Origin of the sequence: Collinsella aerofaciens (genome assembly GCF_040915545.1) — a bacterium.
GTDB lineage: Bacteria > Actinomycetota > Coriobacteriia > Coriobacteriales > Coriobacteriaceae > Collinsella > Collinsella aerofaciens_BE.
In genome coordinates, this window is sequence record NZ_JBCPDH010000007.1 from 38,860 (window position 1) to 54,227 (window position 15,368).

Annotated in this window: 14 protein-coding genes; 6 read left to right on the forward strand and 8 right to left on the reverse strand. The window is 59.2% G+C overall.

Features of this window, described 5'->3' with window-relative positions; genetic code table 11:
• Positions 1-618 carry a ClpP family protease gene (locus tag AB5202_RS03950; RefSeq protein ID WP_368143603.1) on the forward strand — a complete coding sequence of 206 codons (618 nt, stop codon included), beginning with the start codon at positions 1-3 and terminating at the stop codon, positions 616-618.
• Positions 611-1,915 (forward strand): type IV secretory system conjugative DNA transfer family protein, encoded by a 1,305-nt coding sequence (locus tag AB5202_RS03955; RefSeq protein ID WP_195503320.1) that lies wholly within the window; start codon positions 611-613, stop codon positions 1,913-1,915. The genes AB5202_RS03950 and AB5202_RS03955 overlap by 8 nt, the downstream gene beginning before the upstream one ends.
• Before the next feature lie 141 nt (positions 1,916-2,056).
• Here the strand turns inward: AB5202_RS03955 and pgi are convergent, their stop codons facing one another.
• Both pgi and AB5202_RS03965 read right to left on the reverse strand, forming a co-directional pair.
• Positions 2,057-3,751: a glucose-6-phosphate isomerase gene (gene pgi / locus AB5202_RS03960; RefSeq protein ID WP_055286875.1), complete on the reverse strand. Its 1,695-nt coding sequence runs from the start codon at positions 3,749-3,751 to the stop codon at positions 2,057-2,059.
• A gap of 199 nt (positions 3,752-3,950) precedes the next feature.
• The gene (locus AB5202_RS03965) at positions 3,951-4,475 is read right to left on the reverse strand and encodes an iron-containing alcohol dehydrogenase (RefSeq protein ID WP_195232109.1); all 525 of its coding nucleotides are present in this window, start codon (positions 4,473-4,475) and stop codon (positions 3,951-3,953) included.
• A gap of 223 nt (positions 4,476-4,698) precedes the next feature.
• Between AB5202_RS03965 and AB5202_RS03970 the strand changes: the two genes are divergently transcribed.
• Together AB5202_RS03970 and AB5202_RS03975 are read left to right on the forward strand one after the other, a co-directional pair.
• A complete protein-coding gene (locus tag AB5202_RS03970; RefSeq protein ID WP_368143601.1) occupies positions 4,699-6,204 on the forward strand; it encodes a Y-family DNA polymerase in 1,506 nt (501 codons plus the stop codon).
• Positions 6,197-6,622 (forward strand): hypothetical protein, encoded by a 426-nt coding sequence (locus tag AB5202_RS03975; protein ID WP_368143600.1) that lies wholly within the window; start codon positions 6,197-6,199, stop codon positions 6,620-6,622. The genes AB5202_RS03970 and AB5202_RS03975 overlap by 8 nt, the downstream gene beginning before the upstream one ends.
• On the opposite strand, the gene AB5202_RS03980 is transcribed toward AB5202_RS03975, so the two are convergent.
• Both AB5202_RS03980 and AB5202_RS03985 read right to left on the reverse strand, forming a co-directional pair.
• Positions 6,619-9,117, reverse strand: coding sequence for a hypothetical protein (locus AB5202_RS03980; RefSeq protein ID WP_368143599.1), 2,499 nt, complete (start codon positions 9,115-9,117; stop codon positions 6,619-6,621). The two genes, AB5202_RS03975 and AB5202_RS03980, sit on opposite strands and share 4 nt — an antisense overlap.
• 272 nt (positions 9,118-9,389) lie before the next feature.
• The gene (locus tag AB5202_RS03985) at positions 9,390-9,773 is read right to left on the reverse strand and encodes a heavy-metal-associated domain-containing protein (RefSeq protein WP_368143598.1); all 384 of its coding nucleotides are present in this window, start codon (positions 9,771-9,773) and stop codon (positions 9,390-9,392) included.
• 174 nt (positions 9,774-9,947) lie between these two features.
• Here AB5202_RS03985 and AB5202_RS03990 point away from each other — a divergent pair, with 174 nt between their 5' ends.
• The gene (locus AB5202_RS03990; protein WP_368143597.1) at positions 9,948-10,652 is read left to right on the forward strand and encodes a DUF3793 family protein; all 705 of its coding nucleotides are present in this window, start codon (positions 9,948-9,950) and stop codon (positions 10,650-10,652) included.
• A 46-nt stretch (positions 10,653-10,698) separates the two neighbouring features.
• Positions 10,699-11,118, forward strand: a complete 420-nt coding sequence (locus tag AB5202_RS03995) for a flavodoxin (RefSeq protein WP_368143596.1) — start codon at positions 10,699-10,701, stop codon at positions 11,116-11,118.
• A 117-nt stretch (positions 11,119-11,235) separates the two neighbouring features.
• Here AB5202_RS03995 and AB5202_RS04000 read toward each other — a convergent pair whose 3' ends face one another.
• From AB5202_RS04000 to AB5202_RS04015, 4 genes are all read right to left on the reverse strand, one after another.
• Complete coding sequence (locus AB5202_RS04000) at positions 11,236-11,988, reverse strand: amino acid ABC transporter ATP-binding protein (RefSeq protein WP_117745860.1); 753 nt, start codon at positions 11,986-11,988, stop codon at positions 11,236-11,238.
• A gap of 12 nt (positions 11,989-12,000) precedes the next feature.
• Positions 12,001-13,362, reverse strand: a complete 1,362-nt coding sequence (locus AB5202_RS04005; protein ID WP_368143595.1) for an ABC transporter permease subunit — start codon at positions 13,360-13,362, stop codon at positions 12,001-12,003.
• Between the two features lie 118 nt (positions 13,363-13,480).
• On the reverse strand, positions 13,481-14,341 hold the full coding sequence (locus AB5202_RS04010) for an ABC transporter substrate-binding protein (protein WP_368143594.1): 861 nt from the start codon (positions 14,339-14,341) through the stop codon (positions 13,481-13,483).
• 147 nt (positions 14,342-14,488) lie between these two features.
• On the reverse strand, positions 14,489-15,355 hold the full coding sequence (locus tag AB5202_RS04015; protein ID WP_195245742.1) for a deoxyribonuclease IV: 867 nt from the start codon (positions 15,353-15,355) through the stop codon (positions 14,489-14,491).
• Positions 15,356-15,368 lie beyond the last annotated feature (13 nt).

Below are 15,368 nucleotides of genomic sequence, written 5' to 3' on the forward strand. Positions count from 1 at the left end.
ATGGACACCAATCATTCCCCCATCATCAGCCCCCTCACCATGCGTGAATCCGCCCGAGGTATCACGCTCACCAGCATTTACGATGAGATGCTCGCCCGTCGCGAGCTCTCCGTCATTGGAAACATCGAAACCCCGATGGCCCACGACCTATGCCAGCAGATCCGCCTGCTCGATGCCACCGACCCCAGCCGCCCCATCACCATATTTGTCGCCAGCGCCGGCGGAAGCGTGCGATCGGGTCTTGCGATCTATGACGCCATGCGCCTCGCATCGTGCCCCATCCGCACCGTCTGCCTGGAATTCGCCGCGTCCATGGGCGCCGTGATCTTTATGGGCGGCGACGATCGCCGTATGGCGCCCCATGCAGAGCTCATGATTCACGACCCACTGATCCCCCAGGGGGCAGGCGGCTCGGCACTTGCGCTGCAGGAAACCAGCCGGCGTCTCATGCAGACCCGCAAGACCCTCACGCAAATCCTCTCGGACCGCAGCGGCCTCACGCCCAAGCGCATCCAGTCCCTCACTGCAAAAGACACCTACCTTTCGGCCGAGCGCGCCGTCGAACTCGGCTTTGCCCACGAAATTCTCTCGACCACCAAGGAGGTCGCCCATGTCTAACCTCGCCAGCCGCCTCGCCGCATCTGAGTCCGCATCGTCCACCATCCTCGCCAAGGATCGAACGCTCTCCTGCGACACCCGCCAAACGGGACTCAACAACAACGCACTTGTGATCGGCCCCTCGGGAGCCGGCAAGACCCGAAACGTCCTCAAGCCCAACCTGCTGCAAATGAACGCAAGCTACATCGTGCTCGACACCAAAGGCACGCTCTGTCGCGAAGTGGGACCCGTGCTGGCAGCCCACGGTTACCGCGTGCAATGCCTCAACTTCGCCGACCTCAACACCGTCCCGGCCCTTGCGCCCGGCATCGAGCGCTGCGGCTACAGCCCCCTGAGGCACATTCGCCGCAAGGCGGACGGCAGGCCCAACCAGCAGGACATCCTCTCGGTGGCAAAGGCCATCTGCCCCATCGAGGACAACAACCAGCCTTTTTGGGATCATGCGGCGGCAAACCTGCTGTCGTGTCTTATCGCCTACGTCACCGAACAGCTACCCGCCGACGAGCAGACGATCAGCTCGGTCATCAAGCTGATCGAGCACCTGCAGGACGGTGCCACGGGTCGATTGTTTGACGACCTGATCACGACCGACCCCCAAAGCTATGCCCTCTCGCTATGGCGGCGCTACGCCATTACGCAAAATGCCGAGCGCATGCACGCGAGCATCGTCGGCATCCTTGCCGAAAAGGTCATGTGTCTGGGATTCGACGGTGCGGCACAGCTCTATCGTGAGTGCCATCAGGTGAACTTCGCTTCCATGGGACACACCCCCTGCGTCCTGTTTGTAACCGTGAGCGATATTGACCGCAATCTCGATCCGCTGACCGGCCTCTTTATTTCGCAGGCGTTTATGGGCCTCATTCGTGAGGCCGATAGGCAGCCCGACGGCAGCCTGCCCGTGCCCGTGCGCTTTATGCTCGATGACTTCGCAAATCTGCAGATCCCCCAGATCGACAACGTGCTCTCGATTATCCGAAGCCGCAACATCTGGGCAACGCTGCTGCTGCAGTCGACCAACCAGCTCGATGCGCTCTATGGCGAGGCACGCGCACGCTCCATCATGGGCAACTGCGACACGCATCTGGTGCTGGCGTTCCAGGATCCCGAGAGTGCCCGGGTGTTTTCCGACCGCGCCGACGCGCTGCCCAGCACGCTCATGGCGACGCCGATCGATCGCTCGTGGCTCTTTGTGCGCGGTCGCACTCCCGAACAGGTCGAGCGCTTTAGGCTCGAAGACCATCCGCTCTACGGGGAGCTGCCCGAGGCGCAGCGAGACCATGCGGAGGCCGAGATCTAGGCGCAGGGTTCTCGCGGCGCGCGGCGCCCCAGCGATGTTCCACAAAGGCCGTGCGCCCCGGGACTACGGCAAAGCAAAGGGGCCCGCATCCGATAGGATACGGGCCCCTGACTATAAGGCGCGATGCGTTAACAGCAGCGACTACTTGCGATGCGCGCGATAGAACTCGATGAGCGCCTGGGTCGAAGCGTCCTGCTCGGCCTTGGCGGCGTCGTCGTGGAAGGCCGGGGTGATCTGCTTGGCAAGCTGCTTGCCAAGCTCGACGCCCCACTGGTCGTAGGAATCGATGCCCCAGACCGTGCCCTCGACAAACGTGATGTGCTCGTACAGGGCGATGAGCTCACCGAGTGCGAACGGGGTCAGCGTGTCGCCGAAGATCGAGGTCGTCGGGCGGTTGCCCTCAAAGCAGCGGGCCGGGACGATCTGCTCGGGCGTGCCCTCGGCACGAACCTCGTCGGCCGTCTTACCAAAGGCGAGCGCCTTGGTCTGGGCCAGGAAGTTGCCCAGGAACAGCTCGTGCACGTCCTGACCGCTGTCGGTCGCAGGGTTGGCAGTGTTGGCGAAAGCGATAAAGTCGGCCGGGACCACCACGGTGCCCTGGTGCAGCAGCTGGTAGAAGGCGTGCTGACCGTTGGTGCCGGGCTCGCCCCAGAAGATCTCACCGGTATCGGAGGTCACGGCGCTGCCGTCCCAGCGGACATGCTTGCCGTTGGACTCCATGGTGAGCTGCTGCAGGTAGGCCGGGAAACGGTGCAGATACTGGCAGTACGGAAGCACGGCGTGGCTCTTGGAGCCGAAGAAGTTGACGTACCAGACGTTGAGCAGGCCCATCAGCGCGACGGCGTTGTTCTCGAGCGGCGTGTTGCAGAAGTACTCGTCGATGGCATGGAAGCCCTCGAGGAACTGCTGGAAGCGCTCGGGGCCGAGGACGACGATCAGCGACAGGCCCACGGCGGAGTCGACGGAGTAGCGGCCGCCGACCCAGTTCCAGAAACCGAAGGCGTTGGCGGGGTCGATGCCGAAGGCCTCGACCTTGTCGAGTGCGGTGGAAACGGCGACGAAGTGCTTGGCCACGGCCGCGGCGTTCTGCTCATCGGAACCGTCGATGGCGCCCTGAGCCTTGAGCTGCTCGAGCATCCAGGTCTTGACCTCGCGGGCGTTGGTGAGGGTCTCGAGCGTGGTGAAGGTCTTGGAGACGATGATCACGAGCGTGGTCTCGGGATCGAGGCCCTTGAGCTTCTCTGCCTGATCGTTGGGGTCGATGTTGGAGATATAGCGGCAGTCGATACCGGCGTCGGCATAGGGACGCAGGGCCTCGTAAGCCATGACCGGGCCCAAATCGGAGCCGCCGATGCCGATAGACACCAGGTGCTCGATCTTCTTGCCGGTAACGCCCTTCCACTCACCGGAGCGCACGCGCTCGGCGAAGGCATACATGCGATCGAGGACCTCGTGCACGTCGGCGACGACATCCTGGCCGTCGACAATGAGCTGGCCCTTATCGCTTGCCGGACGGCGCAGCGCGGTGTGCAGGACGGCACGGTCCTCGGTGGTGTTGATGTGCTCGCCGGAGAACATGGCGTCGCGGCGCTCCTCGAGCTTCACCTCGCGGGCAAGATCGCACAGCAGCTTGACGGTCTCATCGGTCACCAGGTTCTTCGACAGATCGAAGTGCAGGTCACCGGCGTCAAAGCTCAGCTTGTTCACGCGCTCGGCATCGGCGGCGAACCAGGCCTTGAGGTCGATACCATCGGCCTCGAGCTTCTCCTGATGAGCCTCGAGTGCCTTCCAAGCGGCAGTCGACGTAGCATCGATAGGTGCGGCAACAGTTGCCATAGAGTCCTCCTCAGCATACGGGCGCACGCCTCCATGCACCCGGACATTCAGATGCCACTATTCTAGCGCAGGTCAAGACTACAATCAGCGAGCGTTGCCAATCGGCCCCCAAACGGCAGCCGATCAAAAAGGGACAGGCTTATTTTGGCAGGTCAAACGCTTTACCAACCAAAAATAACCCATCCCTTTATGGCAAATATTAGGCCACGGCGCAGACGCTACCGAGCAACTCACGCAGAGGAGACCCGATGCCCTCCAGCAGTTCGGGCGCGATAATGGCAAAAACGGGAACCTCGCCGGTGCCCACGACAGCAGGCACCTTGCCCTCCGAGACAATGCATCCATAAGGGACAAAACCATCTTCGCCGGCATCGAGCGCCGCCATGCGACGCGCGAGTTCGCGCGCAAAGCCGGCAGCATCGGCATCGCCAATCGCCAGGACAAAGTCCACGCCTTCGTCGGTCGCCAGGGCCACGGCTTCGTCGACCAGTTCGTCTCCCCCGTCGCCCTCAAACGAGCCGCAGCGGAAAAGCACACGCTCGAGTAGGGCTCGAGCGAGCGAACCAAGTGCCGCCGAGACAAGCTCATCGCGCGTATGCTTGTCACCGCCCAACACGACCAGTGCCTTGGTGCCAGCGTAGTGGGCAACCAATCGCCCGCACCAGCGAGCCACATCCCCATCCGCAACCAAGCGCGTCGGCATACCAAACCCATAATTGACCATCTTTCCCACAACCCTTCCGTGCGCATAGGCGGTATCAATCGTTAGGCTCATGCTACGAAGCAAGGTTTTCCGAGCTGTTTCGCACTCTTTAGAGCTGCGTTAAAACCCGATGCAGTTGCACGACTATACCTGGCAAAAAGGAACAGGTTTTGACGATGTCCGGACGAGCGGGTATTATCGAACAGATATTCGATAAGAACATGTGTTTGATGGAGGGACACGGATGGCGCACGAGCAGCACACCTATATCTGCATCGACCTCAAGACGTTTTATGCCAGCGTCGAGTGCGTCGACCGTGGGCTCGATCCGCTCACCACCAACCTAGTCGTTGCCGACGAATCGCGCGGACGCACGACCATCTGCCTCGCCATCACGCAGGCCATGAAGGACTTAGGTATTCACAACCGCTGCCGCCTATTCGAGATTCCCGACGGCATCGACTACATCAAGGCCGTACCGCGCATGCAGCACTACATGGAGGTGTCGGCGCAGATCTACGGTATCTACCTGGAATACGTCAGTCCGCAAGACGTTCACGTCTACTCAATTGACGAGTGCTTTATCGACGTGACACCCTATCTGGACCTCTATCACACCGACGCGGAAGGCTTCGCCTGCATGTTGCGCGACGAGGTCCTGGCGCGCACCGGCATCACGGCGACGGTCGGCATCGGCCCCAACCTATTCCAGGCCAAAGTTGCACTCGATATCACCGCCAAGCACGTACCCAGCCGCATCGGCATACTCGACGATGAGACCTTTCGCAAGGAAATCTGGCCCCATCGTCCCATCACCGATATCTGGGGCATCGGCCCCGGCGTGGCAGCACGACTCGAAAAGTACGGGGTATACGACCTGATGGGCGTCGCCGCACTCGACGAGAACCTGCTCTACGACGAACTCGGCGTCAATGCCGAATATCTCATCGACCACGCCTTCGGACGCGAGCCGACAACCATCGCCGATATCCAAGCCTATCGCCCGCAAGCAACTTCGACCACCACAGGACAGGTGCTCTCGAAGGGTTATGCCTACGAGCAGGCCTACACCGTCTTGCGCGAGATGGTCGACAACGCTGTGCTGGACTTGGTCGATAAGCACGTGGTCTGCAACAGCATCTCGCTCTTTGTAGGCTACGCGAGCGAGCGCGCCGACATACGCCGCCTCGACGCCAGCGGCACAGCGCAATATGTAGACGGATGCGGGCATTTGCGTTCGAGCACGTCGAGCATCGAACCCGCCGCAACCGACGGCCCCGAGCTCGCGCCCCGCGCGCCCAAGCCCATCCAACGCGACGACGAACGCCGACGTTTGGTGCGAGAGGCACAGGCGATTGACGGCATCTTTGTGGGCGAACACGGCGGCAAGCCGCGTGGTGGCTATGCCGCGCTCTTTGCGCACTCCAACGCCTCGCGCAAGCTGCCCGAGCGCACCAATTCGTTTAAGAAGATCATGGGCTATTTCGATGAGCTCTGGGCGCAGACTGTCGATCCCAAACGACCGATCAAGCGCATCAACCTGGGATTTGGCAACCTCATGCCCGAGGAATTTGCCACTATCGACCTGTTCAGCGATGTTAAGGCCGATGAGCGCGAGCGCGACCTGGCGCGCGCCGTCCTGGCCGTGAAGGGCAAGTACGGCAAGAACGCGCTCGTCAAGGGATTAAGCTTCACCGCCGGCGCCACCGCACGCGAACGCAACGATCAGGTAGGAGGACATCGTGCCTAAGTCCCAACAACAGCCGATGCGGCCACCGACGCCTTTTGAACGTCTAGCGGACCCCGAGGGAAGACGTCGATCCGCCGACCCCAAGCTCACCGCCAACGGCGCCGTCCGCGCCGGCCGTGCCGCACAGTTTATGCCCTTTGCCGCCCTCACGGGATACTACGAGCTCGTGCGCAAGCAGGAGATCACTGTTGAGCCCAAATGCGAACTCACGGAAGAAAAAGCCCTCGAGCTTTCGAAAAAGCTCGAGGGCCTCAAACGCGGCGACCTGGTGCGCGTCACCTATTACGATATGTACGGCTATCGTAGCCGCACGGGCATTCTCGACGAAGTGTTACCCGCATTCAAGCTGCTCAAACTCAGGGATATCGCTATCAACTTCGACGATATCCAAGGCATCGAACTGCGTGGTCGAGCCTAGCAACGAGAACGCTTGCGCAAGACGAGAGCAATGCCAAGCACTGCGGCAGCTGCAACCAGCAATCCCAAGACCAGCGTGAGGGTCGAGTCGCCAGCGTGAGGCAGCGAGCCGTCCTTCGGAGTCTTCTTAGCGGTCGTCGAAACGGTCGTCGCGGTGCTGCTCGACTGGTCGTTGCCGCCCGTCTGGCTGCCACCAGGCTGATTGCCGCCACCCGGCTGCGAAGGATCGGTGGGTTTCGTCGGATCCGGAGTACCGGGATCAATCGGATTCTCCGAATTCTCCTTGCGCTGGATCCAAACCTGGCAACCATAGAACGGGTTGGCGGTACCAAGGCACAGACCCTGGTTGGTCACCGCAAAGGTGCGCAGACCATGGTTATACGGATCGTTAAAGCCGTTAGTCGTCAGCGTCGTAAAGTTCACGCCGTCCTCGGTCACATACATATCAAAGCCGCGCTCGGCATCGCGCAGGTAGTACATGCACGTAAGGACACTCTGCAACTTCTTGAGGTTCTCCGCACTCAGCAGCTTATCGAGCGCATCCTGAATATCGCCCGGCAGCTCGGTGCCATAGGCATCCTCGTACTGCTGCTTCAGGCTCTCATAGCTATCGAGCATGTCCTGATACTGGTCGGCAAAGGACTTGAAGTACGCGATCTCGCCATCGATCTTCTGGACGTAAGCGGCGTCGTCCTCAACGTCCTGGGACATCGTCGCGGCCTGATCGCAAAGGTCGCCCGCGGCATCCTCCAGCGCATCGCTCAGGTCGCCAAAGCCCTTAGCGACCTCGGTCTTCTCGTCATCGACCTCGACGGCCTCGTTTGAATCATCGTCCGCAAGCGTGTTCACGGGAACGATGGGGTCGTCAGGCGATTTCTTGTCGAGCAGGTGATTGAGCAGGTCCCTAAGGCGCTGAACCTGAGAGGCCCACTCCTCGGGCGTCATATCGATAATGTCGCCATTGGAGAACTGGCCGATCGGCTCAAGCAGGCTCGCGGTATCAAAGGTACCGATATACAGCTTGCCGTCGAACTTCTGCATGCGCCAAATGTACTGGTTCTCGTTTCGGCCAAAGCCCGAAGTCAGGCCGGAAATACCGCCATCGGGGAACATGTCGGTGCGATCGCCAACGACGAGCTCCATGTTCTCGTCCTTGTCCATGCGATAGATGTTGACCGACTGCTCAAGATTGGCATTCACAAACGAGCAGTCAACGCCGCCCATGCTGCTCTTGCCGCCCTCTTCGGTGTTTGATTTGTTGAACAGGATGCGCTCGAGAGCAATCTCCTCGTCGTTGTATTCACCGATATAGAGGTAGTCGTTGTAGACGATGAGGTTGGCAGCGCCAGAACGGGTACGGGCAGGATCGATGCCAAAGCAGTACCTTGCACCGTCCGCCTCCTGGTCGCCGACAATCGGAGTCCACGTATAGCTGCCGTCGGCGTTCTTGTCGCCACGGACCATGGCAAACGACTGCATGGAATTATCATCGGGAGCGTTCTCGGGCGTACCGGTGCAGATGGTCGCATAGAGATGGCCATTGTACGAGACCATATCCCAAATGGCACCGCCGTAGATGCTGTCCTGATAGCGAATCGCCGGATAGCCAAACAGCGTGCCCGAGTTGGCAATCTCGGTGAAGCTGTCCTGGCCCTTCGACGGGTCAGACGACGTCAGAATTGTCGACACAAAGTTACCGGCCGCGTCTTTACCCACATTACTGATGACGAGCTGGCCATCATGGACACACATGCCGCGGATACCGGTTGAGATGCCCTGCTTGTAGGCAGCACCGTAATCCTGCATGCTCGAAAGCCCCTGATAGACAACTTTGTACTCATCCGTCTTAGGATCGATCTCATATACAGCAGGCAGGCCGCTTTTGCCGCCATTGGTCCTGACGCTGCCGCAGAAATAGAGCTTGCCCTTATAGCTCACGGCATTGCGGAACAAAGGGCCAACGCCGTTGAGCGATTCAGAGAGCAGCAGCTTGGTCTCACCGGTCTTGGTATTGATCTTGACCAAGATGCCGCCGCTGTCCTTGTCGGCCGTGCCGTCCTCCTTCTGCTGTCCATAGAAGAAGGTGCCGTTAAACATGGCCTCCAGCGTCAGGCGCATGGTCTCGGCATCAAAGGAATCGCCCAGCGTGCCGTTCATGAGCGTAAGCGTGTTGCCCATCGCCGCATAGCAGGTGCCCACATAAAGCCAGTCACCATAGCTCGCAGCCGCCCAAGTGTAGCTCTGGCCTCGATCGCCTTCGTTGTTGGCCGTGTTACCATCGGCGCCCGGAACGGCAACGGCACCGTCACCCTGGTAGTCGACGATGCCATCCGGCTGCGACGTTCCTACCGTAGGATGCGAGAGCTTCTCAAAGGAATACCCATTTCCCGCATTGTAGGTAACGGCACCCGATGCGTCTTCGGCGTGCGCCGGCAGCGGCGATACCAAGATAGCGGCAAGCGCTGCCACCAAGCCAAGTGTTCCCACTCGTCTCATAAGGTTATAGCCTCCCCTGTCCTAAAGCCCAGTTTTAGCATTCTTCATTTCTGTCCACGGTTAATTGCAATCTGAGCACAGCAATAATCAGTGTATAAATATACACCTGTAATTTTTTGGACGGGTTCATAGATGCTCGATTGGTAGCGAATTCCGCGCAAACCGTCACCAAACTCCACTTTTGCCGCATCTAAAGGTTATTTTTGCGCAAATTTTTGGATGCCAATAGTCGCAATGGGCAGGAGGCTGGTACCCACCGGAGAGGGCAACGCCTACATTTTCATAACGTAATAGCCCGCACCCCTCACCGCCGTCTCGAGTGTGTCGCGATCAACCGGGCGCTTCGAGCGTACGCGTGCCGTGTGATCCGCATACGTTACCGTTGCCCACACGCCGTCAAGCGTATTGAGGGCATTCGTCACATTCTGAGCGCAGCCGTCGCAGCTCATGCCGCCGATAAGCAGCTCCTCACGATAGGGGTAGTGGGACTCGTCGGTGTCTGCCACCACAACCTTCTTGGCTTTCTTGCCGCTCGCGCCATCACTGCAGCAACTCTTTCCGTGTGTCGAAGCGGCAATGCGACGCAGTCCAAAAAACATGCCGACGGCAATGACGGCCAGCACGATGAGATTCGCAGGGTTGAGTAAGTCACTCATGCGCTCCCCTTTCAAGTAGCCCTATCTAGATACCCCCATGGGGTGTCCCCATCTTAACCCAAAATCATGTCCGTTCGGTCAATTAGTTTCCCTCTTCAAACTTTTTAGTTGACCAAGGCTTACTTTCGTGTATAAGTTTTCCTAGGCTAACAGTTTAGATCCGTAAGGAGCGTCGTGACTCGAACCATAGACATCCCAACGTTTCAGGCGGCAGTCGTGCGCAACTGCTCCCCCACGCTCGCGGGCATCAAACCGGCATCGCTCTTTACCTATCCAGGAGTCTATGTCGATCAAGACGGCTCAAGCGTAACTGCGGCGATCGAGGATCGCCGAGCACGCCTGCTCAACGTTATCGCCCGGTGCAACCGCGAGCTTAATCCGTTCGGCATCCATCTGAGCGTTTTGGTCTGGCGCCCCTGCGGGGCGCTCGTATACGCATATCGGCCCAATAGCCTCGCCACTTACCTTGCTGACCCGCGCGCCAAAACGGCACTCGCCAAGGAGGGCTACGACACCGGCAACCTCTCGGCATGTCTTGTGCACCTGGCATCGCGCATCACGCTCGCAAGCAATAACGCCGCGGAATGCGCATGCGGCCAAACCCGATGCGCATTGGACCATCAAGCACACTGCGACAACGGCTGCACCTGCGAGTTTCCACACGAAATTGGCTACTTCCTGGGGTACCCCTACGACGACGTATACGAGTTCATCGCCCAGCGTGGCGAGAACTACAAGATCTTTGGAGCCTGGAAGGTCTATACGAATGTCGAGCAGGCGCTTGCGACGTTTGATGCGTACCGTGCCTGCACCCAACACCTCACCTTTATCTATCAGCAGGGCTGCAGCTTGGCGCAACTTGCCCAGGCGACCCGATAGAACGTACAAACCGCGGCCGCACACCGCACAACCGAAAGGACTCAACATGAGCAAGATCGCCGTCGTCTATTGGAGCGGCACGGGCAACACCGAGGCCATGGCAAACTTTGTCGCCGAAGGCACCACGTCCGCGGGCGCCGAGGCCGAAGTCATCCCCTGCGCCGACTTCTCTGCCGACAAGGCCGCCGACTATGATGCCTTCGCCTTCGGTTGCCCCGCCATGGGCTCCGAGGAGCTTGAATACGATGAGTTCCAACCGATGTGGGACGAAGTCAAGGAGACCCTCGGCGACAAGAAGGTCGTCCTCTTTGGCTCTTATTCGTGGGCCGAAGGCGAATGGATGGACAATTGGAAGGCGGACGCCGACGAGGCAGGCGTCAACGTGGTCGACTCCGTCATCTGTTACGACGCCCCCGACGATGAGGGCGAGGCGGCCTGCCGCGCCCTTGGAGCCGAGCTCGCCTAGCGGCAATGAGCTCCGCCCGTAACGCGCTCTGCGCCAAAACACATTCGCGTCCCAACAAAAACGGGAGCCGGATCACATCCGGCTCCCGTTTTCTGCTATGTCAGTCATATAAAGCGGCTACGAGATATTGCCCAGGAACGCCTTGGTGCGCTCGCTCTTAGGATGGTCGAAGACCTCGCTCGGCGTGCCATCCTCCACGATAACGCCGCCGTCCATAAAGACGACGCGGTCGGCGACGTCGCGGGCAAAGCCCATCTCGTGCGTCACCACGATCATGGTCATACCGTCATGCGCAAGATCGCGCATGACGCCCAATACATCGCGGACAAGCTCAGGATCGAGCGCCGACGTGGCCTCGTCAAAGAGCATCACGTGCGGATTCATCGACAGGGCGCGGGCGATGGCCACGCGCTGCTGCTGACCGCCCGAAAGCTGACTCGGCATAAAATCGATGCGCTCGGCCAGGCCGACCTTGGTCAGCTCCTCGATGGCAATCTTCTCGGCCTCTTCCTTGCTGCGCTTGAGCACCTTTTGCTGCGCAAGCATGACGTTCTTTTTGACCGACAGATGCGGGAACAGGTTGAACTGCTGAAACACCATGCCCAGGTGCGTGCGCACCTTATTGAGGTCAACGCCCTTGGCGCACACATCCACACCCTCGACGACAATCGAACCACTCGTGGGCTCCTCAAGACGGTTAATGCAGCGAAGCATCGTCGACTTGCCCGAACCCGAGGGGCCCAAGACCACAACGACCTCGCCCTTGTGCACATCCAGATCGATATCGCGCAGGACCACGTTATCGCCAAAGGCTTTCTGGAGGTTCTTGATACTGACGACAACCTCGTTCGAGTTATTGGTTTCGCTCATGATAGGACCTCCTTACAGACCGGCGATGTGATCGGCAGGCGTCGCGACAACCTGCCCGGCGCTCTTGGTGGGACGCTTCTTTTTGGTTTCGGCCGTACCCAGCAGTCTCGCCTCAAGACCGCTCACCAAGCGCGCAAGCGGCAGGGTGATGACCAGATAGAACAGGGCGGCAACCACGTACGGTGTAATGGAGCCCGTCGTGGCCACGATGGTACGGGCGTTCATGACGATCTCGACCACACCCACGGCGGCAAGCAGCGACGTATCCTTGTAAAGCAAGATAAACTCGCTGGTCAGCGTAGGCAAAACATTGCGGAACGTCTGCGGAATCATAACGTAGAGCAGCGTCTGGAAGGCATTCATGCCCAGAGAGCGAGCAGCCTCGTTTTGGCCCTTGGGGATCGATTGAATACCGGCACGGAAGATCTCGCACAGGTACGCAGACGAGTTCATGGCCATGACGATGACGCCCAAGACATAGTCGTCCACCTTGACGCCGGCCAACGGCAGACCGAAGAACGCGATATAGATCTGCAGGAACGCCGGCGTACCGCGAATGATATTCACATAGATGCCGGCAAGGCAACGCAGGATGCGCGACTTGGAGATGCGCATGAGCGACAAGGCAAAGCCAAAGGGGATTGCCAGCGGAAACGCCACGAGCACGATCGAGAGCGACATGAGGAAGCCCTTAAAGACGATCGGCAGGCTTTGGACCAAAATGACCGGGTTTAAGAACAAGCGCAGAAACATATTGGAGTTCCAGGCCTCGACCCACGGCTGCTCCTTAAGGTCGGCCAGGAAGTTATCGAAGGCCGTCACGCCCTTAATCTCGACGGGAGGAATCTTGGAAATCTTCTTGGTCGAACCGTCGGCGAGCGTATAGGTGCCGCTAAAGGCCTCATCGCCGCCCTCGACGGGAAACGTCACACCGTAAACCTCGACACGGAAAAAACCGCCGGCAGGCGCCGTCTCGCCAAAGTCAATCTTGAGCGTCTGGCCGTCAGCCTTGCACGTGGGCTTCATGGGCGTACGATCCATGAGGTCCTCGCCCGAGAGCATCGTCAATCGCGTGTCATCGGTACCAAACGTCGTGCCGTCGACAAACGTCAGCGAAAGACCGCTCAGCTCCTCGTCGGCATCGGCCTGAACTTCCCAAGTGATGCGCGTCTCGGTGCCGCCGACCACATCGCTACCCGAACCGGTATTGGGTCGGGCGGTAATCTTTGCGGTCTCAAGCGCCTGGGCGGTCGTGGGCACGCAGGCCCCCGCGCATACCAGGGCGAGCGCCACAGCCAGGGCACAGGCCAGCTTTTGGAGCATCGAGGGCAGTGGAAAACGCTGCTCCGCGGCCCCTTTGTTCAGTCGAGACAAGGTGGCTCCTATCGTAGAAGTTGCCGGCAAAACGAGACGGAAAAGCTCTCCGTCAAGAGAAGCGCAAAGGCCCTCTCCGCCAAAACGGAAAGGGCCCGCGCGCAATCAAGTAGCTATTTTACTTGATGTTGTACTTAGCCATGAGGGCGTCAACGGTACCGTCATCAGTCAGGTCCTTGATGGCCTGGTTGATGTCGTCCTTGAGCTTGGTGTTGCCCTGGTTGATGGCGATGGCGTACTCCTCGCCGGTGCTGATCTGCCTGATGGTCTGGCAGGTGTTGAACTGCTCGGCGGTCAGCTGGCTGGCAACGGAGCGGTTGGTGACTACGGCGTCGCCCTTATCGGACTGCAGGGCGCTGAAGCACTCGGTAGCGTCCTTGTAGGGGACGATCTTGGCCTTGGGGAAGTTCTCCTGGGCAAAGGCCTCGGCGGTCGAGCCAGACTGGACGATGATGGTAGCGTCAGCGTTGTTGAGCTTCTCGCTGTAGTTGTCGGCCGTGATGTCGGTGTTATCGACCTTGGTCACGATAGCCTGATCGTCCATGTAATAGGAATCAGAGAAAGTGACTTCCTTCTCACGCTCGGGCGTGTCGGTGATAGCCGCGATGGAAACGTCATACTTGGCGCCCGAAGCGACGCCCGGAACCAGCGTGTCAAAGTCATTGTTGACATACTCGACATCCAGGCCCAGCTTGTCGCCGATAGCCTTGATGAGCTCAAGGTCAAAGCCCTGATAATCGCCGTTGTCATCCTTGTACTCAAACGGAGCGTACTCGGCAGAGGTGCCGACGGTCAGTGTACCGTCCTTGACGAGCGCGTACTCCTTGGAGCCGTCGACCTTCTCGACCTTAGCGTCGTCAGAGCTGCTGGAACCGGCATCAGAACCAGAGGTGGCGTTGGACGAGCCGCAGCCCGTCAGTGCGAGGGCGAGCGCCATGGCGCCTGTGGCGGCAAATGCGCCAAGCTTCTTCAGCTTCATAATCAGTCTCCTTCCGGTGACCTCGTTTGATTCAGAGGTCTGCAAAAACTGTTGGCTATTATGCACCCGGAATTACGAATCTGCAATGAGAAAACTGATTGAAACAAACCCATAACGTGAATGGAACACTCCACTTTGTAACAGTCATTACTGCTGCAATGACCTTAATAGTCTAATTTCAGCTGCATAACCTGCAAGTTCGTTCGGAGTCTCCAAAATAAACGGCAGCGAACGCAAACGGCCATTCGATACAATATTCTGCATAACCTGCATACCGCCACCAAATTCCTCGCTGCCAAGGTATCCCTTGCCGATGCACTCGTGACGATCTTTATGGGCGCCACAAGGGTTCTTCGAATCGTTGATGTGTACGGCATGTAAGCGATCGATACCCACCACGCGGTCGAACTCGTCGAGTACGTCGTCCAGATCATGGATGATGTCGTAGCCGGCATCGCTCACATGGCAGGTGTCCAAACAAACGCCCAGCTTTTCGGACAGCTCTGGGCGCTTGGCGGCAACGCCCTCGATAATGCACGCCAGTTCTTCAAAGCTACGGCCCACCTCGGTGCCCTTTCCTGCCATGGTCTCGAGTAATACCGTCGTCTGCTGCCCCTCAAACATCACCTGGCACAGCGTGTCGACAATCATCTGAATGCCGACGTCGGAGCCCTGTCCCACATGCGCACCGGGATGGAAGTTGTAGTAGTTGCCGGGCAGCGCTTCCAGACGCTGCAAATCTTCCGCCATAGCCTCCAAGGCAAACTCGCGCGCCCGCTCCTTAGCGGAGCAGGGGTTATAGGTATACGGGGCATGCGCCACCAGCGGTCCAAAGTCGTTTTGCGCCATAAGCTCGCGCAGAGCCGCCACGTCATCCATGTCAAGGTCTTTTGCCTTGCCACCGCGCGGGTTGCGCGTAAAGAATGCAAAGGTATTGGCGCCAATGGACAACGCCGTCTCCCCCATTGCCCGATAGCCCTTCGTCGTCGAAAGATGGCACCCAATCGTCAGCATCTCCAGCTCCCTC